16 protein-coding genes and 1 pseudogene are annotated in these 21330 nt (G+C 61.8%); 1 reads left to right on the forward strand and 16 read right to left on the reverse strand.

Features of this window, described 5'->3' with window-relative positions:
- Nucleotides 1-1302, forward strand: coding sequence for an MFS transporter (locus JJT62_RS13100; RefSeq protein WP_202073212.1), 1302 nt, complete (start codon nucleotides 1-3; stop codon nucleotides 1300-1302).
- A 65-nt stretch (nucleotides 1303-1367) separates the two neighbouring features.
- Here JJT62_RS13100 and JJT62_RS13105 read toward each other — a convergent pair whose 3' ends face one another.
- From JJT62_RS13105 to JJT62_RS13175, 16 genes and pseudogenes are all read right to left on the reverse strand, one after another.
- A complete protein-coding gene (locus JJT62_RS13105) occupies nucleotides 1368-2057 on the reverse strand; it encodes an ATP-binding cassette domain-containing protein (protein ID WP_202073213.1) in 690 nt (229 codons plus the stop codon).
- Nucleotides 2057-3226, reverse strand: a complete 1170-nt coding sequence (gene devC, locus JJT62_RS13110; RefSeq protein ID WP_246744879.1) for an ABC transporter permease DevC — start codon at nucleotides 3224-3226, stop codon at nucleotides 2057-2059. The genes JJT62_RS13105 and devC overlap by 1 nt, the downstream gene beginning before the upstream one ends.
- Nucleotides 3223-4143: an efflux RND transporter periplasmic adaptor subunit gene (locus JJT62_RS13115; RefSeq protein ID WP_202073214.1), complete on the reverse strand. Its 921-nt coding sequence runs from the start codon at nucleotides 4141-4143 to the stop codon at nucleotides 3223-3225. The genes devC and JJT62_RS13115 overlap by 4 nt, the downstream gene beginning before the upstream one ends.
- A gap of 157 nt (nucleotides 4144-4300) precedes the next feature.
- Nucleotides 4301-5077, reverse strand: a complete 777-nt coding sequence (locus JJT62_RS13120) for a DUF1295 domain-containing protein (RefSeq protein WP_202073215.1) — start codon at nucleotides 5075-5077, stop codon at nucleotides 4301-4303.
- A 69-nt stretch (nucleotides 5078-5146) separates the two neighbouring features.
- Complete coding sequence (locus JJT62_RS13125; protein ID WP_202073216.1) at nucleotides 5147-6295, reverse strand: acyl-CoA dehydrogenase family protein; 1149 nt, start codon at nucleotides 6293-6295, stop codon at nucleotides 5147-5149.
- Nucleotides 6296-6334: 39 nt separating this feature from the next.
- The gene (locus JJT62_RS13130) at nucleotides 6335-7228 is read right to left on the reverse strand and encodes a hypothetical protein (protein WP_246744880.1); all 894 of its coding nucleotides are present in this window, start codon (nucleotides 7226-7228) and stop codon (nucleotides 6335-6337) included.
- A gap of 39 nt (nucleotides 7229-7267) precedes the next feature.
- Nucleotides 7268-7417: pseudogene (locus JJT62_RS19585) on the reverse strand (nitroreductase family protein); the annotation flags it as partial.
- Complete coding sequence (locus JJT62_RS13135; RefSeq protein WP_202073218.1) at nucleotides 7414-8142, reverse strand: 4'-phosphopantetheinyl transferase superfamily protein; 729 nt, start codon at nucleotides 8140-8142, stop codon at nucleotides 7414-7416. The pseudogene JJT62_RS19585 and the gene JJT62_RS13135, both read right to left, overlap by 4 nt.
- Nucleotides 8126-8473, reverse strand: coding sequence for a hypothetical protein (locus tag JJT62_RS13140; RefSeq protein ID WP_202073219.1), 348 nt, complete (start codon nucleotides 8471-8473; stop codon nucleotides 8126-8128). Before JJT62_RS13140 ends, JJT62_RS13135 begins: the two co-directional genes overlap by 17 nt.
- Nucleotides 8474-8504: 31 nt before the next feature.
- Nucleotides 8505-11117 carry a beta-ketoacyl synthase N-terminal-like domain-containing protein gene (locus tag JJT62_RS13145; protein ID WP_202073220.1) on the reverse strand — a complete coding sequence of 871 codons (2613 nt, stop codon included), beginning with the start codon at nucleotides 11115-11117 and terminating at the stop codon, nucleotides 8505-8507.
- A gap of 3 nt (nucleotides 11118-11120) precedes the next feature.
- Nucleotides 11121-12752 (reverse strand): AMP-binding protein, encoded by a 1632-nt coding sequence (locus tag JJT62_RS13150; RefSeq protein WP_202073221.1) that lies wholly within the window; start codon nucleotides 12750-12752, stop codon nucleotides 11121-11123.
- Between the two features lie 11 nt (nucleotides 12753-12763).
- Entirely contained in the window at nucleotides 12764-14893 is a 2130-nt protein-coding gene (locus tag JJT62_RS13155) for an aminotransferase class I/II-fold pyridoxal phosphate-dependent enzyme (protein WP_202073222.1), read from the reverse strand.
- A 36-nt stretch (nucleotides 14894-14929) separates the two neighbouring features.
- Nucleotides 14930-15202: an acyl carrier protein gene (locus tag JJT62_RS13160; protein ID WP_202073223.1), complete on the reverse strand. Its 273-nt coding sequence runs from the start codon at nucleotides 15200-15202 to the stop codon at nucleotides 14930-14932.
- A 10-nt stretch (nucleotides 15203-15212) separates the two neighbouring features.
- On the reverse strand, nucleotides 15213-16226 hold the full coding sequence (locus JJT62_RS13165) for a methyltransferase (RefSeq protein ID WP_202073224.1): 1014 nt from the start codon (nucleotides 16224-16226) through the stop codon (nucleotides 15213-15215).
- A gap of 12 nt (nucleotides 16227-16238) precedes the next feature.
- Nucleotides 16239-18782 (reverse strand): aminotransferase class III-fold pyridoxal phosphate-dependent enzyme, encoded by a 2544-nt coding sequence (locus JJT62_RS13170; protein ID WP_202073225.1) that lies wholly within the window; start codon nucleotides 18780-18782, stop codon nucleotides 16239-16241.
- A complete protein-coding gene (locus JJT62_RS13175) occupies nucleotides 18779-21265 on the reverse strand; it encodes a hypothetical protein (protein WP_202073226.1) in 2487 nt (828 codons plus the stop codon). The genes JJT62_RS13170 and JJT62_RS13175 overlap by 4 nt, the downstream gene beginning before the upstream one ends.
- Between the last annotated feature and the right edge of the window lie 65 nt (nucleotides 21266-21330).

The following is a 21330-nucleotide window of genomic DNA, read 5'->3' on the forward strand; positions in this document are numbered from 1 at the left end:
ATGACAGTTCAATTCCGGCCTCTGGCGCCGGGCCAAATCGAAGCGCAGCGCGGTCTCTCACGCAATGAGGCGAAGACGCTGGCGCTCGCCTCGCTCGGCGGCGCGCTCGAATATTATGATTTTATCGTCGGCGTCTTTTTCGCCAAAACCCTCGCCGCGGTATTCTTCCCGCTGGACAGCCCGCAATGGCTCTCGCAGCTCCAGATCTTCGGCATATTCGCCGCCGGCTATCTCGTGCGCCCAATCGGCGGCGTCGTCTTCGCGCATTTCGGCGACCGCGTCGGCCGCAAGAGAATGTTCGCGCTTGGTCTCTTCCTGATGGCCTTTCCCACGCTGCTCGTCGGGCTGACGCCCGATTACAAGACGATTGGCCTCGCCGCTCCGCTTGTTTTTCTCTTCTGCCGGCTGCTGCAAGGGCTGTCGGTGGGTGGAGAAGTGCCCGGCGCATGGATTTTCTGCGCCGAGCATGTCCACAAAACCCGCGTGGGCTTCGCCTGCGGGCTGCTGATGGCCGGGCTCTGCTGCGGCATATTGATGGGCGCGCTCACCGCCAAAATACTGACGTCGAGCCTCGGCGCTGACGATCTCGTCGCCTGGGGCTGGCGCATTCCGTTCATCCTCGGCGGCGTCTTCGGCCTGATCTCCGTCTATCTGAGGAAATATTTGCAGGAGACGCCGGTCTTCGAGGCGCTTCGCGAGCGGCGTGTCGCCGACGCCCGACTGCCGATCTCGCTCGTTTTCGCGCGCTGCAAAAGCGAGGTTCTCCTCTCCATGGCCGCGACCTGGGTTTTCGCCGGCGTCTTCGTGACCTATTTTCTCTACCTGCCGACCTATCTGCAGTCGCAATTCGACTATCGGGCGGCGGATGTCTTCACCGCGAACTGCTGGTCCATAACGCTGCTGATCCTCGGCAGCGTCTTCGTGGGCCGGGTCACGGATGTCATCGGTGGCGGGAAAGCCTATGCGATCGGCGGCGTTGCGATGGCGGCGGTTGTCGCCGCGCTCGGCTTCGCCCTTGCCAACGGCAGCGCATGGACGCTGCATCTCTATGCGATCGGCGGTTTCGCGATCGGAACGATCACGCTCACCCCTTATCTGATCATCCGCAGCTTTCCACCCGAACTGCGATTCACGGGATTCGCTTTGTCCTACAACACCGCCTACGCCATCGTCGGCGGAACCACGCCGCCGCTAATGACGATCTTGGTCGGAGAGCGCGCCCTTGCCATGGCGCCCTTCTATTACATGTCGGCGCTCTGCCTTTTGGGCGCGGCGATCGGCTGGCTACGGCGCGAAGGGTGAGGCGATAGGGCTTTTAATGAATTGCGACATCGCGGTCGAGACCCGTCGCAACGGCCTACTATCGGTCAACTCGACGGCGCCCGCGTGGGCGTTATTGCGCCATCCTCGAGAGTGATGATCCTGTCTGCGATATCGAGAATCCGGTAGTCGTGAGTTACGAGAAGGATCGTTGCGCCATAGTCCTTGGCAAGGCGTTTGAGAATATTGACCGCTTCATGACCGCTCGCCTTGTCGAGAGAGGCGGTTGGCTCGTCGGCCAGCACGAGCGTTGGTCGCGAAACCAGGGCGCGCGCGATTGCGACACGCTGGCGCTGTCCTCCCGATAATTGTTTCGGCCGACGGTCGAGATGGTCGGCCAGACCAACCTCGGTCAGCATATCGCCGGCTCGCCGTCGGCGTTCGTCCTCTGAAAGCCGATCGTCCAGCTCGAGCGCCATGCAGACGTTTTCCATGGCGGTCAGCGGCCAAAATAAATTGTGCTGCTGGAAAATGTAGCCGATTTGTCGCCGCACGCCCATGCGAACATTTTCGTCGCTGTTCACCAGCTCGCGGCCCAGAACGACGGCGCTTCCCGTCACGGCGAGGCGCAGGCCGCCCAGGATCGTGAGCAAGGTCGTCTTGCCCGAACCCGAGGGTCCGGTGAGTATGACGATCTCGCCCCGATCGATCGAAAGATCGACATTTTTGAGCACCTGGCGGCGGAATTCGCCGACGCCGTAAGCAAAGCTCACTCCTTTCACGTCGACCAGCGCCATCAGAACATATCCGCTGGATTTGCCGCTTTTAGGCGACGAATGGCGAGCGCGCCGGCAAGCGAACACATCGTCAGAATGAATGCGAATACTGTCGCGACTTTGCCGAACGGCATCGGGAAAGGAATGAATATTTCCTGTTCGGCAAGACGATAAAGCGCGAGGGACAAGGCAAGACCCGGCACGAATCCAAGAAGCGCGAGATAGATCGCGGACGAGAGAACCACCAGTTGGAGGTAGAAGTGCGAGTATCCCATCGCTTTGAGCGTCGCATATTGGCTCAAATTGTTGCTCACGTCCGTGAAGAGAATTTGGTAGACGATCACCATGCCGACAACCAATCCCATTACGACGCCGAAGCCGAAGATAAATCCCATCGGCGCAGAATTCTCCCAGTAGCCTTTCTCGAACTCGACAAGCTGGTCGTAATTAAACACGCGCATCTCCCGGCCCATCAACGCGAGCAAGTCCGCCTGCGCCTTGCGAACGTCGGCGCCCGAGCTGAGCAGGACGAAACCGAGATCTATTTTATCCAAACTCCGCTGCGGAAAGATGCGATGGAAATTCAACTCGCTCGCGACGACGTTTCCGTCGGCGGCGAATGTCGTTCCCATGCGGAACGTCCCGACGATCGTGATCCTGCGCCCGTTGATTTCCGTCACATCCCGCCCTTCAGAAAGTTGCTCGGACACCGGGCCGAACTCGGGCCTCGAGGCAATGTCGAAGAGCGCGACATCCTGGCGTTTGAGATCGTCGCGGCGCGCGCGAATGTCGGCGCTATCGATCAGATTGCTGTTGAGATCATATCCATAAACCATCAAAGTTCGCTGTATGCGAGTGTCCATGTTCTTGAATTGTCCAAGCGACATGTACATGGGATAAACGGCGCGAATGTCTGGATGGCCGAGCGCGCGCATCAACGCGCTACGCTCGAATTGCACGGGCCGCCACAGCGCCTCCGTCTGCTTGTGCAGCACGAACAAATCGGCCCGCATCTTGATCGGGGCCGACGCGGCGCTCGCGTAAAGCGAATCGAGAAAACCGAGCTGCATGAACACCAGCACGCTGGCGAACAGGACGCCCAGCGTCGCCGCGATGAGCTTCGGTTTGTCGTATATCAATTGCCGCCAGGCCAGACGAGCGGCGAAGAAGAAAATTGGGAACGACGTCATGGCGCGATGTGGACCTGAACCTGCCTGTAAATCTGATGCTGGAAATCTTTTCGCGCGGGGTCGGAGAGGGTCAGTCGAACTTCGACGACCCTGGCGTCGTGGTCCACGAGAGGATCCGAGCTGTTCACGAGATTCTTTTCAACGGTGAAACCGAGCGTTCGAACTTTCGCTTCGTAGGCCGCCTCGCTCGGAGGCACCCTCACGACGGCCGTCTGACCAGCCTTGACGCGCGCAATGTCGGATTCATACACCTCGGCCACGACGTCCAGCGACGAAAGGTCGGCCATGTCCAAAATCCCTTTGTCGCCAACGCGTTCGCCCGCCCTTGCACGAATTTTGAGAATCGTGCCGTCTATCGGCGCCATCGTCTGCGCTTGCAATAGCTGGAGCTTCTTGAGGCGAAGATTCGCTTCGGACTGTTTGAGGCTCGCGCGCGTCGCTTCGAGGTCCGCCTTCGCCTTGCTGGAGCGTAGTTCCGCCTCGTCGAATGCGAAAGCCGAGACCGTGCCCGAAAGGCGCAACGAATTCTTGCGGTCGTAATCTCGCTGGGCTTTCTTGAATTGGGCGTCTGCCGCGGTCAGATGCGCCGTCGAGACGGCGAATTCGGCTTCCGCGAGATCGACCTCCGCCTGGCGGCGCTCATAGTCGCTAAAGACGGCGATAACGTCGCCTTTGGCCACCTCCTGCCCTTCCCGAACCCGTATTTCCGAAATGACTGTTCCCGCGACTCCCTGGTCGGGCGAGACGCGAATGACGCGCGACATCGGCTCGATGCGCCCAAGCGCGCCTACACCCATAACCGTTTGGGGAGCAGCGGAATTTGGCGGCGACGTCTCCGCGGCCAGCGGCGCCGGGCGCGCTTGCAAGAGCGCGCCCGCAGCGATCAGCGTCAGTCCGATAAAGTTTCGCGCTTCCATGAGATATCCTTGCGAATGTTTTTTTGAGAACCGTTTTTCGCGTGGCGAAACGCGCCGAAGCCTGGCGTCTCGCATGCTGTCGAAAAAGATCGTTTCGGCAAAGCTTCGCTATTTGTGCGTCGCCTCCCATCGACAAGGATCCCCGCGGTCGACGCCTTTACGCGGACGGCCCTTTATTCTCGCCGGGAGAGTCGCCTGCCGACGGCGAGAACCACGGCGCGAAGCAAGGGACGCGATTGCAATATTCCTCCCACGCGGCGCCGTAACGCTCCTTGGACATGGCCTCGCTCTTGGGGATCGCGTCGAGAAAATATTGCACAGCATTGGCCAGCGGCGCAATTAAACCCCAGGGTGAGGCGGAAAGAAGAGCGAAGGATACGAAAATGAGAAAATCGCCGAAATAATTCGGATGGCGCGACAGGCCCCACAAGCCCGTGTCCAGAATTTTGCCTCGGCTGCCCGCTTTCCGTTTGAAGCGCCATTTCTGGTAGTCGCCGCCGATGTGAAAGACGGAGCCGGCGAGATAAACGCCTATTGCCGCGACGTCGAAGACGTCGAACCGCCCGGCCCGATCGGCGGCCCAAAGGAACGGCAAGCAATAAAGCCAACCGAAGGTATTCGTCAGAATGACAGGCAAAGCATAGAGCGTCGGCCGATCGATCTGACCCTCGAGCTTGGCGGCGGCGGTCGCGCGATAGGCCGCCGTCAGCACCCAGTTCATATGGACGAGATAAGCGATCACGAAGACCAATATCGTGATTTGACGCCAGAGCGCGCCGGTTCCGTATGCGACGATGATTGCGGCGACGAGAAACAGCGTATTGAAACCGATGATGAATGGCGCTCTTGGCTCTTGGGTGACCTTCGCGGCGATCACGCCGAAAATGGCCAGCGCCTCGATAACAACCAGAAGAACAATATATTTTTCGTCCATCCTCAAATCTCTTTCTTCTTCATTTAGCTTGACCGCGCGAGGCGGCGCAGCCAGGCGCTTCACAAAAAATCAGCGCAATCCCATGTGGCGCGCGACGATCTCCCTCTGTATCTCCGAACTCCCGGAGAACAGGCGCGACGGGAGGCTGTCGAGCAACAGGCGGTCGAGCCCGTTGTCGGCGATCGCGGCGGAAGCGCCGAACAGTTGAATGGCGTCGAGACCCGCCTTCACGGCGCTTTCCGATATCCAGAGTTTGCTGAGCGCGCTCGCCTCCTCATGAGGCAAACCCGCATCGTGCAGCCAGCCAGTGCGGTAAAGCAGCAAACGGGCGGTCTCCAGACGAAGCTTCATGTCGACCAACTTGTCGGACACGCTCTGATTCCGGCCAATCGGCTTGCCGAACTGTCGCCGGTCGCGCGCGTGTTCGACGCACTGCTTCAGCACTCTCTCCATGGCGCCGACATAAGCGGCGAACAGGCAGCCGCGCTCCCATATCATGCTGTCGTGGAAGATCGCGGCGCCTGCCCCCTCGGCGCCGAGCAGATTGGCCGCCGGGATGCGGCACGCGTCGAAATAGACGCTGCCCCAGGGACTGGTGGGCAGCCCACTTTTGCGCGCCTCGGGTTGCACCGTCAGGCCGGGCGCGTCGCGCGGGACAATAAAGCAGCTTATGCCAAAAAAACCCTGTCTCGGGTTTGTCTTCGCATAGGCGATGAAAACGTCGGCGATCGGCGCGTTTGTGATGAAACATTTCGAGCCGGTCAGCACATAGTCGTCCCCGTCGCGCTGCGCCGATGCGCGCATCGCAAATGCGTCCGAGCCCGATTCCGCTTCCGTCATTGCATTTGCGGCGATAACGCGCCCGCTCGCCATGTCGCGCAGCCATTTCTCGCGAATCTGCAGGGAGCCGTGACGCCAAACCGGCACGACGCAGGCGAACATATGCGCGCACAATGAAAATATGAGGCCCAGATCGGCGCATTTGCGACCCAGCGCCTCAATCGCCAGCATGGTGTCGAGCGCGCCGAAGCCCAGGCCGCCCCAATCGGCGTCGACCGGCAGTCCGGCCAATCCCATCTCTGCGGCGGCGTCCCACTTGGTCCGGTCGAAACGCGCGTCACGAATGCGCTCGGCCGCGCCCGCGGACAGGATTTCGGCCGCGAAGCGGCCAAGGTGGTCGTTGCGGGCAATCTGGTCGTCGGTCAATTGAAAATCCATCGCGCGCTTCCTTACGAATGCGAAAGTTTTCCTTGATCTTCAGGTAATGTGAAGGATTGCGTCGACCGCCCGGCGCGGACTTATCGACGGCTTCGGCGAAGCGAGGCCAAATCTGGCGACGAAGACTGGACGACTCGAGAGGCAGAGCAGTCGCTGTAACTCTCGACGCGGCGCCTCATGCTGCAAAAGAACGCTTACCGGATGAAGAGCGAGGCCGGTCGCCTGTGCGTTCAGCCAGATCTCGGCCAGCCGGGCGCCGGCCCGGAGCAAATCCTGGCGGCGAGGGCGCTCCTCGGGCAGGCTGCAGCACAGAAGACCGGGGCCGGCGGCGACGAGGCCCGCCAAAGCGTCGGCCATGCGCGAGGGGACGCCGAAGGGGCGGAGAGCTTGCATGACCAGGGGCGCGAGCGCAAAGCGTAGGAGCTGGCGCTTGAAAGGCGTCAGCGGCCCGAGCAGGCTGTCGATGAAAATGCCGTCGGTGACATCCTCGTCCCCAGGTTCGCCGAAGCGAAGATGACGATAGGTTTCGGACCAGGCTCTAAGATGGGTGAAATCGAGGGCGGCATAACGCGCGGTCAATTTCGCAAGGCTCTCCAATGTTTTCGGGTCCGTTTCGGTGCGGATCTCGAGCGCCGCGCCGGTCAGCGTTTCCGGCCAGCGGCGGGCGGACAACGCGGCAAGGGCTTCCGTCGACGGCGGATCTGGAGCGAAGGGTGTGCGACATGTCCGGCGGCGGCGCCCAAGATTGACGAATGAGTCCAGGTCAGCGCCGCCAAAAATCTGGGCAGTGGCGCGCCGCACGGTTACGATCGCCAAAATCTCGCCATCCGGCGACGGATCGTTTGCGTCGCACAAGGCCCACTCACAGGCTAGGCCAAGGCGCTGGAGCGCCGTCACGAGAAGGCCGAGGAACAGGCCGACGCTGAGAGCCATCTCCAAATCCAGGCTTTCGAGCGCAGTCAGCCGTCGGCCCTGATCAAGCGAGAGACGAAGCAAACGCTCAATTTCGCTGGCGCCCGGAAGGACGGTCACCCGCCAAGGCTGACAGTTGTGCGACGACGGCGCCCATCGAGCCGACTCGACGGCCTGTCGGAGGAGCAGCTCGAAATCCGGCTCGCTCATGCGCGCTCCGATTTGCGTTTCGGCGAGGCGCCGACGACGACGACGGCGTAGTCGTCGATCAGCCGCCCATGCGCTTGCCAGTTTGCGAAAATGGCGTCCTTTTTTCGCGGCGCGGCTTCCTGGGGCCAGCGCCACAGCAGCCGGCCATTGTCGTCCCATCCGCGCCATTCCGGTCCCGGCAGGCCGTCTTGAATGCCGATCAACCGGGCCTTGCAGAACGCCTCCTTGAAAGCCCATCCCAACGTCGGCAACTCCGGCTGCTCAGCCTCCGCACGGCCGAGCCAGGCGCGCTCGGCGTCGTTGAGAAACACCGTCCGAAGAGAGGCGCTGAACGGCCGCAGCCGTTCGATATCGACGCCCACCGGCGCCGGTCCGGCAACCGCCGCGGCGAGCCCATGGGAGTGGCTAATGCTGACGACGCCCGCGATCGGCGAGACGGGCGGACCGCTGGCGCCGTCACGATTCGAAACCCCGATGCGCGCGAGCGGCGGCGCCGTTCCGCCGCTCGCGCGTAACCGACGACGCAGGGCCAACTTTGCGGCGAGCCGGCCCGCCAGCCACTCGCGGCGGCGCTTCTCGAAACGCAGCGCGTTATAGGTTTCCGCTTCCTGGGGCGACAGCACGGCGCGGCGGCGCTTCTCGTCGGCCAGGCTTTTCGCCGTGACGTGAACGTCGACGAGGGTGACCGTCCAGTCGCCGAGCCGCACGTTACGAGCCCATCGCATCTGCGGCATTCTTCGAATTCGCACGGTAACCTGCGCCAAGACGCGTTCCGATCGCCTCTTCGGCGATCTCGGCCATGGCGGAGAAGCGATCGACGAGCCGGCTGAATGCGGGGACCGCCATGTCGCGTTCGAAGTCGGTCATGGACGTGACGGCGATCAATTCGAAATAATGGAACGCCGCATCGGGATCGAGGCTGACGCGCTGAACCGAGAATTGACGCACGCTGGGTAGGTCCGGGCAGGCGGCGTAGTCCTCCGTCGTCACCCACTCCTCGAATGCGGGCGCGCGTTCGACGTCGAGCAGCCGAATTTTATGTATGACGATGTCCATCGGTCAGGTCCGTTTCCTCGCAACTACGAAATCAGGGCGCTTCCACCAGCAGGTGGAAATTGACGCCGCCAGTGCCGAAAGAGTTGATCGCCGCCCGCCGCGGCCCGTCAGAAGCGGGCCAGGGTCGAGGCTTCGAGACGATGGCGCCCGGGATCGCCGCAAGCGCCAGATCGGGGTTGAGTTCTCGCCGCAGCAGCGTCGGCGGCACCGTTTCGCTGTTTAGAGCGAGCAGCGTCTTCATGAGGCCGGCGGCGCCCGCAGCGGCGAAAGCATGGCCGATGTTGGATTTTACCGAACCGATCAACAGCGGCTCGCGGCGTGCGCCGCCTCCATAAACGTCGCGCAACGCCGAAATTTCGACCCCGTCCCCGATGCGCGTTCCGGTTCCATGGGCTTCGACATAAGCGATGCTATCGGGCGAGGCGCGGCCATCGGCAAAAGCGCGCCGAATGGCCAGGGCCTGCCCCTGGGGATCGGGCGCCGTCATCGACGCGGCGTCGCTCGACGCGCCGACGCCGATGATGCAGCCATAGATCGGGTCATTGTCACGACGGGCGTCGCTCAGCCGGCGCAGCACGAACATGCCGGCGCCGTCGCCTGGCGAAAAGCCGTCGGCGTTCGCCGCGAATGGCGCAATCTTGTCCCTGGACAGCATGAGCTGGGTCGAGCACAAGATGAGATCCCGCATGTTGACAGGCAGTTCGACGCCGCCGGCGACGACAAAATCGGCATAGCCGAGCCGCAGCGCCTGCATCCCGACATGCACCGCGGCGAGCGACGACGCGCAGGCGGCTTCGATCGCCATCGTTTCCGCGGAAAGTTGGAAGCAGCTTGAAATCAGCGCGGCGATATTGCCAGCAAGAAGCCCATCGAGCGTGAATGAATCGATCTCCTCGGCGGCGCGCTCGGCGTCGGCCAGTCGCGACTCGTCGGGGCCGAGCACAGAGCCAAGCTCCGGCGAATGCAGGCGATTCGAAAGCTCGCGCTCTCTCGCGAGACAGAGGGGGGAGGCGCACACGACCATCGCCTTGCCCAGATCGGCCCGCCGCGCGGCGTCGAGGCCGAAATCATCGAGCGCTTCGGCTGCAACGCTCAAGGCGATCCTGTGGGCGACGTCGAGCGCCGCGACGCGCTTGGGGAACAACCGCAAACGCTTCGCGTCGAAACGGTGGATCTCCCAATCGGCGTTCAGCTCTCCGCCATTCTCGGCGTAACTGGTCAGGGCGCGGGCGGCGCCGCCGCTGAACGCCGCGCCGCGCGGCAAAACCCTGTCGCTGATCCGGCCGATCCCGTCGGCGCCGGTGCAGAGCGCCTCCCAATAGGCCGAGCGGCCAAGGCTCGGGCCAAAGCAGCCGCCGAGGCCGACGACGGCGATAGGCTCGGGCGCGCTCGCCGGTTCCGCAAACGGCCCGCCGGCGGCGGCGCGCGACTTGTCGCGCCGATCGAGAATGACCGTCCAGGTCAGGCCGCCGAGGCCGACGCCGAACACAGCGAGAGGCTTTTTCGGCGCATCTTCGTCGTCGAGCGAAAGGGTCGCCGCGACGATCCCGGTCAGTCCCGCGTTCGCGAACCCATGGCCCAGCGCGCTTGTCGCGCAGGTCAGCGGTTTTTCGGGAAAGGCCGCCGCGGCGGTCGCCGCACCGGCGTGGCGGAGGCCCGGAACAACACACTCGACCGACGCCACGTCAGCGATGTCCAGCCCCGCCTGAAAGCAAGCCTCCCGAGCGCATTGGCGCGCCGCATCGTCGCTCCCGGCGTAGCGAAATTCGAGCGCATCCGTTCGCCGGGCCGCGACTCCCGCGATGACTGCGCGGATGCGGTCGCCGTCGCGTCGCGCGTCCTCCAATCTCTTCAAGAGCAACGCAACCGCGCCTTCGCACAACGGCGCGCCGGCGCCGGCCGGGTCGCCGTCAAAGCCTTTCGCCGCCAGCACGAGCGGCGTCAGAACGCTCTCGAAGCGCTGGCCGGTCGCAACGAGCGCGGCGTCGCTCTGGCGCTCGGCGAGCGACAGGATGGCGGTCCTCAAGGCGGCGTAACCGGTGGAGTCGCCGTCCTCCATGGCCATGATGCGGCCACGCCAGCCATACATTGCGCCAATGCGGCTCGCGATGCTGCTCGACATCTCGCCGAGCCGGTCGTGCGACGAGGATCCAAAGCGCGCGCGCAAGGCCTCGCGACCGGCTTCGACGGCCGCTGGATCGCCGTCGGCAAGCCACGTAAGGCCGTGTATTTTGAGCGCGTTGGTCAAGGCGCTGTCGAGCCCGAAGCAGGTCCCCACGATCACGTCGACGGTTTCCTTGGGCAGGCCGCTCCCGTCGTCGCCATAGCCCGCATCACGTACGCAATCGCGCGCCGCCTGCATCAGCATGGGCGTGATGGTCGACACCGCGCGGTCGTAAACTTTCGGAATTCGGAACTGACGCAGGTCGACGCCGAGCTCGCCGAAAAAAGCGCCGCGGCGTCGACTCAGCCGCGCGCGAACGGCCGGCGGCGCCCGCCAAAACCGGTCGACCGGATAAGGCGCGAATTCGCCACGCTCGTCGGCGAGCAAGCGGCGAAACGCGTCGATCCCGGCGCCCCAAGGATGAAGGCAGCCGACGCCGACGATAGCCACTGGCTCGATAGTGAAAGGCTCTCGTTGCACGGTTCAGCTCGCCATAGCGGGCGCCGTTCGATGCAAGCCCGGCCCTGCGATGGCGTGCTCGGCGACCTGGCGCAATGCGAGATAATCGATCTTCCCGTTGGCGTTCTTCGGCAAAGCGTCCAAATGGCGCGCAAGATGCGGGATCATGTATCGCGGCAGCCATGCGCCGCAGTGGCGCTTGATCTCGATTGCGCCGGGCGGCGCGGCGCCTGGGCGCACCGAATAGAAGGCCGCCAATGTCTGGCCGGTCTCCGTGACGACGCCGATGGCGGCAGCTTCGATAATCGCGGGATGCCGTGACAAGGCCGCCTCGATCTCGCCAAGCTCGACCCTGTTGCCGTTGATTTTCAGCATCCGGTCCTTGCGCCCGCAATAATAGAGCAGCCCGTTCTCCCGCGTGACCAGATCGCCCGTCGCGTGACGGCCTGTCCGATGGTTGTCGTGATTGGCCGGATCGATGCGATTGAAATAACCCGCGGTGACGCAGTCACCGGCGACGATCAACTCGCCGATCTCGCCGTCTTTTTCCACGGGTAGGCCCTCGCCATCGATCACCATGGCGATTTGCTCTGGCAGCGGCAGGCCGATGGGAATCGGTCTCTCCTGCTCGAGGTCGCTCGGGCGCACTTTGTGAAAAGTGCAGACGTTCGTTTCCGTCGGACCGTAGAGATTATAAAGCGCGCATGTTGGCGGAAGCTGCTTTGCGAGCGTTCTGAGATGCTTGATCGGGAACGGCTCGCCGGCGAACAGCACGCGCTCGAGCCTTGCTGAGACTGCAGGGGTCAGCGCGCCGCTGCTCGCCAGCATCGTCAAAAGCGAGGGCACGCAATACAGCGTCGTCGCGCGGTGCTGGGAAAGACCGTTGGCCAGCGCACAAATGTCGCGCTGCTCGTTCTCACGAACAATCCAGACCGCTGCGCCGACGGTTGCCGCCGCGAATAGATCGAACGTGCTCAGATCGAAGTGGAATCCGGCATGATTGACAAAAACGTCGCTGGCCGTCAGCTCGAACTCCTCGACCGCCCAGCCGATGAAGCGATTCAGATTCTTGTAGCTGATCTGCACGCCTTTCGGCATTCCAGTGGAGCCGGAAGTGAACAAAATCGCCGCTATGTCGTCGGGGCCTACCCTGGCCGGTTCGGGCAAAGACGCCGCGCGCGCCGGGGTTTCATGCAGGGGCGCGACGACGTCCGTCTCCACGCCCGCCGTCAGGACTGGCCAATCCCCGCCCTCGCCGTCGAGAAGCAGGACGAGGCGCAACGACGCCGGCAGATCGCCGGCAAGCGCGTCAAATCTTTCGCGGTCGGTCACGAGTATGGCTGGCTCGGCGCTCGCGACGATCTTGCGCCCGCGTTCGGCGGGCTGCGCGCCGTCGAGCGGAACATAAGCGGCGCCCGCCTCCATCGTCGCATAAATGGCCGTGACAAAGAGGTCGCTTTTTGGCGCCCAGATCGCGACGCGTTCGCCCCGGGCGAGGCCCGCGCGGGCGAAACGCTGCGCCCAGTGTCGAACCCGTCGATAAAAATCGCCATAAGCGATGGCGTCGCCTCCGACAAAGGCCGCGCGGTCGCCGTGAACGAGAGCGGCGGCGCGCAGCGCGTCGATGACCGTCGTGAAATTTCGTACAGGCCGCATATGGAAATTCCTTAGAGCGACGCGCCGGAAAATGCAGGCGCGCCCTGCGGTTCGCAACGAAGGCCAACATCCGTCGCGCTGTCGATTAGAATCTCGGCTGCGAGATCGAGATCCTCGAGCGTGTGTTCCGAGGTCACGCTGATGCGGAGTCTCGCGTCGCCAAGCGCCACCCCCGGATAAACGACAGTCTGGCAGAACATTCCCCGCGCGCGGACAAGGCGGCCAAATTCCAGAGTCTTCGTCTCGTCGCCGATCACGACTGGTATGATCGCGCTCGCCGACTGACCAAGATCGAAGCCAGCGCTCAACAGCAAACCGCGCAGGCGATGGATGTTGCTCCACAATCTTTCCAGCCGCTGCGGCTCTCTTTCCATAACGTCGATCGAAGCGATCAGCCCCGCGGCCACGGAGGCCGGAATCGTCGCCGCGAACACATAAGAATTCGAATAGAAGCGCAGATATTCGACGACTTCGCCTTTGGCCGCAACGAAGCCGCCGACGCCCGAGAGCGTCTTGCTAAAGGTTCCGAGCTCGAGATCAACCTCGCCTTTCATACCGAAATGTTCGCTCGTGCCGGCGCCTGTTTTTCCCAGGACGCCGGTCGCGTGGGCGTCGTCCACAAGCACTTTCGCGCCGTATTTGCGCGCCAGCGCAACGACCTTCGGCAAATCGACGATATCGCCATGCATGCTGAACACGCCGTCGGTGACGATCAGCTTGCCGCCCGGATGGTCGGCCCATTTTTCCAGCGTGCGTTCGAGCGCATCGACGGCGTGCGGATATATTTTCTTGGATGCCACCGACAGCTTGCAGCCATCCTGGATGCTCATGTGATTAATGGCGTCGGTGAAGATGAGATCGTCATGTCCTGCCAACGCCGATATGCAGCCGAGATTAGCCGAGTAGCCGGACGGGTACACGATTGCGTCATCGGCGCGTTTCAGCCGGGCGAGACGGCGTTCGAGCTCCTTGTGGAGAACATTGGAGCCGCCGATCAGCCGACAGCCGGTGTTTGTCGCGCCGTAACGCCGGGCCGCGTCCGCGATGGCGTCGATCACTTCGGGGTGATTGGCGAGGCCCAAATAATTGTTGGACGCGAACATGAGGAACTCGCGCCGCCTGCCGGTGATTTCATCGAAAATCACCGCGCGGTTGCGGCATTTGCTTTCGAGCGGCATACCATACCAATATAGTTGTTCCGCCTGTTTGCCGCGATAGAAGGTGTTGAACTCGTACGCCTTGTGGAAGAGGTCGCGATGGGGCAGCCCGATGAAGTCCTTCATCGTGCGGTTGTCGCCGCTGGGTGCGGCGAAACGATCGCGCGCGCTCGCAACACGCTCGCGCGTTTCGACGAGCGTTTCGATCTTATGGGCGTCGGACGCGCGCAAGAAGGCGTGAAGTTTTTCCATCGTGTCGCAGTCGGAGAGACGGACAACCTCCGGCACGCCACGCTCATCGCGCAGTCTATTGCGCAGCGATTCGACGGCGCCTTCTCGCAGCCCCATCGCCGAAAAGCTCGGAAGCTCGACGGATTCGAAACTCGCGGGTTTCGCCTCGCTCCCGCTTAACCCAGCGCTTCTGGCGTCCGCGCGAGCGAAGATGGCGATCATGTCGCCGATCGTTACGAGTTCCGCGGTAACGTCGCGCCGGGCGACGTCGAGGGTCGCCGCCGTCTCCGCGAGCACGTCGATCAGCTTCGCCGCGTCGAGACCCAGATCCTCGCACAGTCTGGCGTCTTCGATCAATCGAAGCCGCGAGTGGCCTGTATGCCTCTCGAGCGTCGCGATCACCGCCTCGAAGATGGGGTCGCGATCTGTGCCGTTTTCGTCGACCGCTTTATCGGGAGCAGGCATCGGTCTGCACGCGCCGTCATTATCCAGGCGGGAGCGAACGAGCTGGACGAGATCGTCAACCGTTCGCAGACCGCGACCCGTCGATTGCAAGCTCACGCCATAGGCGTTTCCGATGTCGGCGAGGATGGAAACCAGCACGATGCTGTCAACTCCGAGATCGCCCTCGAATTCGGCGTCGGCCGTGATGTCGTCGCGCGCGTATCCGGTGTGACGTTGAATGACGTCGACGGTCGTCTCCCATGGCGAGGATTCGACGCGCCGCGCATTTTCCGCGATCATGGCAGTCATTACTGACTCCTAATGCCTAGAATGATGAAAAATCGCTCACGCTTGCGCGGCGAAAGCGTCTGACTGCAATCGCTCGACCAAATCGATTATCGCTCGCACAGAGGCGAAGTTATCCGGCGTGACCTCTCGTAGCGGGATGGCGACGCCAGCTTCGCGATTAAGCAGATCGACCAAATCAAAAAGCGCGCTCGAGTCGAGGAAGTTGAGTTCCAGAAGGGGGGTATCCAGCTCGATCTGATCCGACTCGCAACCCGCACACGTTTCGGCGATAAGCAGCAGAATCTTATTTGCCAGCATTATTTCCTCCAAATGCTCTCAGTCAGGCTTTTTCGCCGATCAACAGTTTGCGTGGCCCGGGGATTGTCTGGGCTCGTGTGTTGACGAACCCAGCATCACGGAAACGTCCGAGGTATTCCTCTGTCGTGGATTCGACGCCCCCGTCGGTGGATAAAAGCATGTTGATCGAAAGAAGCGATGTGAAGAGCGGCCCGCTCTCGTCGTCGTTGAGCGGCGTTTCACTTGCAACAAAAGTTGCGCCAGACGGCATGGCCGCCAATATGTTTTCGAGAATTGTCCTTTGGCTTTCGATGGCGTAGTCGTGCAGCATCCAGCCGAGGTGAACGAGATCGAAGCCGCGAGGAAGGTCGCCTTCTAAGACATTGCCTTCGAAGACGGCAATGTGATCCTTGAAGCCTCGCGCGTCGAGCTTCTCGCGCGTGAAGGCCGCGGCCTGCGGAAGTTCGCAAACCGCAACTTCTAGCTTAGGATGGCTTCTGGCGACCGACATCGGCAATGAGCCGCATCCGGAGCCGATATCGATGAACCGCCGGTAGGGCGAGAAATCGAAGGATTCGATCATGCCGTCGACGAAAGGCTGCGCGAGGACGCCCAGAAATTCCTGGAAATCCGCAACGTCTCTCGGATTCTGATAAAGAATGTCGAACCAACTACGATTGTCTCCAAACACGGCCGTGCGCCGATCCTCGTCTTGGCGAATCGCCTCCGCACATTGGCCCCACAGCGGGTAAAGAAAAACGTCGCAGTGGCGCGCCATCCACCCCATCCATTGCGGCGACGTGCTGACCAGGCAGCGTTTGGCGGCATCGGAGAGGCGATATTCATCGTTTTCACGAGAAATAAGCTTCATGGCTTCGAGCGCGATCAAAAGTCGCTTTCCGGAGGCAAGCGGGACGCCCGCCCTACGGCACACCACCTCGGCGCGCGCTGGCGTATCAATGGCGTCGAATATCCGCAACTCCAACGCGGCGGCGACTGTTTTCGACTGGAAAAATCCCGTCAAAATGCCGGCGATTTCCTTTACTGCTGACTCCAAGGCTCAGTCTCCTCAATCCAAGAAAGTGGACATCTCGTCACAGACAACTGCAAAGGCTTGCACGAACGCGTCAATTTGCTCGCGGGTGATAATGAGAGGCGGCTGAATACGGATGACAGTCGAACTATTCGCCGTCACGAACGTCAAGATGTTATGGTCGTTGCCGAGCTTGGTGACGAAGCGCATGCAAAACATCTCGCCGAGCGTCTCCTCCACCTTGTTCATAGCGTGCATCAAATCGTCTCGGACAGCGTCGGGAAGAAAACGCCATGTGAGGTGCCAGTCTCCAGGCAGGCGTGTAGCGAATTCCTTCGCGCTCGCCGCCACGCAGCCGCGAAAATCGCTGGCAAATTGAATCGCGAGCATCAATCCGCGTCCGCGAACTTCGGCGACGAATGGATAGTCGGCCGCAACTCTGGTCAGCTCGTTCTTGAAATAGGCGCCAAGCTCCTCGGCGCGGGCCGGCAGATTCTGTTCGATCAAGCAATCCAGAGTGGCGAGTCCGGCGACGGCCGCGAAGTTGCAGCCGCCAAACGTGGATGTATGCAGGAGAAAGCGGTCGGCGGTCGCGTAAGCGGCGTCCCACGCCTCAGGCTTGGAAAGCGTCGCGCCAATCGGCACGAGCCCGCCGGAAAGAGACTTCGACAAAGCCAAAATATCCGGTTCGAGCCCGTCCCATTGACTGGCGAGCATACGCCCCGTGCGGCCCAAGCCCGTCTGGACTTCGTCGACGATGAGCAGCGCGTTGAACCGTCGGCAGAGATCCCGCACGCCCGCGAGGTAGCCAAGTGGCGGCACGATCACCCCGCCTTCGCCCTGGATCGGCTCGACGACGAACGCGCTGACGTCGCCTTTGGCGAGTTCGCGTTCGAGCGCCTGCAGGTCGCCGAAGGGAACGCCGAAGCAACCGGGAAGCAAGGGCCGAAACACGCGCTGATGCTTATCGCGCCCTGTCACGGAAAGGGCGCCGAGCGTCTTCCCGTGGTAGCTGTTCTCGGCGAACAGCAGTCGCGGGCGAGGGTTCGCGGCCTTCGCCAATTTGATCGCCGCCTCGATCGCTTCGGCGCCCGAATTGCTGAAGAACGCCCGTTGCAACCCGCCGCCCGCCATCTCGCACAGGCGTTCGGCGAGCAGCGCGGTGCGCTCGGGCAATGAAACATACTGAACGAAGTTCGGCTGGCCTTCCGCTAAAAATCGCTGCAGCGCATCGACGACGACAGGCGGGTTATGCCCTAGGTTGAGACAGCCGTATCCAGCCACCATATCCAGGAAGCGACGCCCTTCCGTATCGGTCAGGACGCAGCCCTCGCCCTTTGCGAACACATGATCGCAATGGAGCATGTGCAGGAAATCGGCCATCATCGGGTTAATGTGCCGGCGGTAGCGATTGATCGTTTGAAGCCGACTGTCTCGTCCGTCCGCAGCCGGCATCTCTATCTCGCCAGCGGGAGGCGCGGTATGCGCCCGAACGCCATTCGGCTTCAAATGGAAACGGCGGAAACTCGCGATCGTGTCTTCGGCAAGGCGCTCACCGTACGAGGCGAGGGGATAGGGGACGAAGCCGTGGCGCTCGGCGATGCGCCCGATTTCGATCACCTTCTCTGGAGGGAGTTCGCGCCCGATCGAGAAACGCTCGGCGCGGCCTTCGAGCGCCAGAACCATCGTCTCCGCCAGACAGCCGTTGAGCTGCTGCTTAACCGAGAAATTCATCGACTCCGTTCCCAGTCGCACCGCGCCGGAGCCCGTCAGACAGCCGCCGTCGATCACGAGAATATCGTCGCGGCGCTGCGAGCCTCGCTTGACGTCACGCGGCAGGCCGACGTCGATCACCACCGAGCCGGGGAGCAGTCGATCAGCGTCGATCACGCCGCCGGTCGAGGTCGCGGCGACAAAGAATCGATCCACTGGATAACAGTCCGCGACCTCGCCGGTCAGAGTGACCCGATTGCGCCACTCGGGAGGCACATGCGAAAGCACGTCGTCGGGATTGGCGCCCGGGCGATGAACCAGATCGAGGCAAACGCCAATTTCCAGTAGCATTCGAGCAATCGCGAGACAAATTGAGCCGGGAAAGCCGACCACCGCCACGCGATGCGCCTCGGGATCGAGGCGCATCAGCTCGAATACTTTTCGCAGGCCTTTGAAACCGGCGTAAGACGTCAGCGAGTTGCCGCTGGTCACTGGTACCGGGGCCCGTTTCGCCGTTTCCAAAGCCCGGCGCCCGATGATCGACGTGAAGCCGCCGAGGCCGACAAGATCGGCGCCCTTGTCGGCCATCTGCTCGACGCCCTCGACGACGCGCCGAAGGATAATTTGCGGCTCATCAAGCATCTCTTCCGCCGTCAACGGAAGATACTGGACCCAGCCCGCGCATTCGGCGCCGCAGGCCGAGCGAATGGGCGCAAATTCCATGAATGGGACAAGGTTACGGCGGCTCCACAACTCTCTCGAATAGCCGTCATGCAAATCACGCGACGTGCGCTCCATCATGTCGATCATCTTGACGTAGCGCTTCAATCCAATCGACGTCGGATGCGCGATGAAACCGAATTTCATATGCCGAATTCCTCCGTGAGGCCGCGCACTTCGGCGCCCGCTGCGTTCAGCCGGGATCGCAGCGCCGGTTGCTTGGCGAAAGCGCCATCGCGCTGCCAGCCTTTGGCGCTCGCCAGCGAAAGCCCGTCGCCTTCGTTGTTGTGCGACAGATTGACGTTGAAAAGATTCAGCCGGCCGCGTTCGAGCAACGCGCATTTCAGCATTTGCGCGTCGAATGCGTCGACGGTGCGGGAGACGACCTTCAGTCCGCAGATGTTTTCTTCCCATTCTTCGGCGGCAATGTTGACGAGTCGCATTTGCCGTGACGTACGGTTGAAGAGCACGAGCTCCTGATAAGTGTTGATTGCCGACAGGCCGCCGTTGAAGAAGGTGAAGATGGTGATCGTCTTGTCGCCCAATGGGGCCTGCGCGAGTATGTTTTCGGCCATGCTGGGCAGAACGTCGGGGACCATCGCGCGCGCGCCGTCGCCGACGAAGGCGATCAAATCGGTTGGGCAAGTGTGGGCCAATGACATTGTCGCGAGCAAAGCGTCGCCCATGAGCGCGCGTCCGTACCAGCCCGAAAATCCGCGCCTCGTGCGCGGAACATTGCGCACGGCCGAGATGCCGCAGCGGCCGACATCGTACACGCCGGTGTAATCGTAGCCGTCTGCGACAATGAGGCTCTCGATCAGCCGGCTGAACTGGTGAAAGAAGTAGTTTGGACTCATCGGCGCCGCCGGCAATTTGCTGATGATGTCGGACGGCGTATCGCAGAGCGCCGACATTGCCTCGATTCTTCGCTGGCGCCGGGCAGGATCAACATCGAGACGACGATCCACCGCTTGCAGAAACGCACGGCTGTCCATGACCAGCGGATGGTCGGTAAAGGGCGAAATATGAGCCGGGTTCTGCGTCACCTGAACGATGTCGAAACTTCTGCCAAGTTTCGCCTCCGTGAAGGGCGTTGCGATCTGGGAGATTTTGCTCTTTACGAAGAAGAGGCATTGTTCGTTGGGCGGATTGATCCGCCCGTCGGTGTGTAGAAAACGATAGACGCGTTCGCTGAATGCGTAGACCCCCAATGTTCCCAGAAAATTCGCGTTTCGCTCGCCATTACGGAACTTTGGGATCGATCCCGGATAAGCGAGACTGTCGGTCAACGCGACGCCGGCGCGATCGGAGATGTCGAGGACGAGCTCCAACTCGTCGTCCTCCATTGGGCCGCACTGCCACAACACTTTGTCGGGCCCGTTGTTGAGTAAATCCATTACAGCCGTAAGTTCAGGCGGATCACCCTCCGCCGTCGCAAACGGGCCTGTCAGGTTATGGGCTGGCGGCAAGCACGCCTCGATGGGGCCACTGACGTCCATGACTGCGCGGGTCGCGAGTAGCACAACCGGACCCTCGCCGGCGTCGTAAAGCGTCGCCGCGATTTGCAGATCCTCGGCAAGGCGCTCGGGATCGTCCATGTAGACGCAGGGCAAGCGCCGCGCCTTGACAACCTCTCTGCTGTCCTCGTCGGGGGTGATCGTGGCCTGAAACGCGAACCAGGAATTCAACCGCTGTTCGGCGCACACGATGAATCCTTTTGCGCGCGCCTCGCGCAGATTCGCCAACGTACCTTTGAATTCGTCGATCATGCCACTCGTCACGACAATGACGAATGGCTTGCTATAGAGTTGCCAGTTGGCCATCGCCCCGCAAGCCAAGCTATGCTCATTCGGTCCGCGAAGGACGGCGGCGCCAACATTTTGGCAGCAATTTTCGAGGGCGTTGATCAGCGTCGAGACAACTGAGCCAGTGTAATAGAACATCAGCCAATTGGATCCGGCGCGCTCTGTGAGAAAGGCGGCCAAAATCTCCGCCAGCGCGGATTTTGGCCGCCGCGCGGCGCCGGGTTTGACCCGCTGGTTGGCATAGCTCATCTCGAAGAAGTCCATCCACAGACACAAGAGCCTCGTCTGGAGAACCTCACGTTCCTGAGGCATGACGCATCGGATGTAGTTCATTGGGTGATATTGAATGCGCGCAAAGCCGGGACGTTGAAATACGACAGTCGAGAACGACGATTGAAACGCCGGAATCGAGGCGTCGCCGAGCGTCGCGTAAAAATCGGCCAGGGCGCGGTCGAAGTCGTCGATCGACATTGCGGCGAAGTCTGAATCGCTGAAATCGACGAAGGCCATGCCGACCTGGAAACCGCCTTCCGTCCACTCCCGCAACGCAATCAATTTTCCTGCAACACGCTCCAAAGTCGACGACTGCACAACGAGCAGGGTCAGTCGATCCTTGCGGCTCGATAAGAAACGGATCGCTTTCTCGCGCGCCTCCGCGTAGACGGAATCTTCGACGAGATCATCCTGGCCGCACGGCCATTCCGCGTCAACGAAGACGCGGTGGAAGACGTCTGTTTTGATGTCGTTAATGACGCTCACGCCAGTCTGGAAAAACGACTGGCTTCTCGTAACGACGACGACGGCGATGGAGATTGAAGTTTCCACGGTCGGCTTCCAGCGTTTGTGAAAAATTACGAAGTAAACCTCCCGCCGGGCGCGATGCCCGAAGG

Origin of the sequence: Methylocystis sp. Sn-Cys, assembly GCF_016745395.1 — a bacterium.
Classification (GTDB): domain Bacteria; phylum Pseudomonadota; class Alphaproteobacteria; order Rhizobiales; family Beijerinckiaceae; genus Methylocystis; species Methylocystis iwaonis.

Bases quoted from the DNA above. Each gene is read 5' to 3' on its own strand.
- JJT62_RS13100 (WP_202073212.1), top strand. From the start codon at position 1: ATGACAGTTCAATTCCGGCCTCTGGCGCCGGGCCAAATCGAAGCGCAG.
- JJT62_RS13105 (WP_202073213.1), bottom strand. From the start codon at position 2,057: ATGGCGCTGGTCGACGTGAAAGGAGTGAGCTTTGCTTACGGCGTCGGC.
- devC (WP_246744879.1), bottom strand. From the start codon at position 3,226: ATGACGTCGTTCCCAATTTTCTTCTTCGCCGCTCGTCTGGCCTGGCGG.
- JJT62_RS13115 (WP_202073214.1), bottom strand. From the start codon at position 4,143: ATGGAAGCGCGAAACTTTATCGGACTGACGCTGATCGCTGCGGGCGCG.
- JJT62_RS13120 (WP_202073215.1), bottom strand. From the start codon at position 5,077: ATGGACGAAAAATATATTGTTCTTCTGGTTGTTATCGAGGCGCTGGCC.
- JJT62_RS13125 (WP_202073216.1), bottom strand. From the start codon at position 6,295: ATGGATTTTCAATTGACCGACGACCAGATTGCCCGCAACGACCACCTT.
- JJT62_RS13130 (WP_246744880.1), bottom strand. From the start codon at position 7,228: ATGGCTCTCAGCGTCGGCCTGTTCCTCGGCCTTCTCGTGACGGCGCTC.
- JJT62_RS13135 (WP_202073218.1), bottom strand. From the start codon at position 8,142: ATGCGATGGGCTCGTAACGTGCGGCTCGGCGACTGGACGGTCACCCTC.
- JJT62_RS13140 (WP_202073219.1), bottom strand. From the start codon at position 8,473: ATGGACATCGTCATACATAAAATTCGGCTGCTCGACGTCGAACGCGCG.
- JJT62_RS13150 (WP_202073221.1), bottom strand. From the start codon at position 12,752: ATGCGGCCTGTACGAAATTTCACGACGGTCATCGACGCGCTGCGCGCC.
- JJT62_RS13155 (WP_202073222.1), bottom strand. From the start codon at position 14,893: ATGACTGCCATGATCGCGGAAAATGCGCGGCGCGTCGAATCCTCGCCA.
- JJT62_RS13170 (WP_202073225.1), bottom strand. From the start codon at position 18,782: ATGAAATTCGGTTTCATCGCGCATCCGACGTCGATTGGATTGAAGCGC.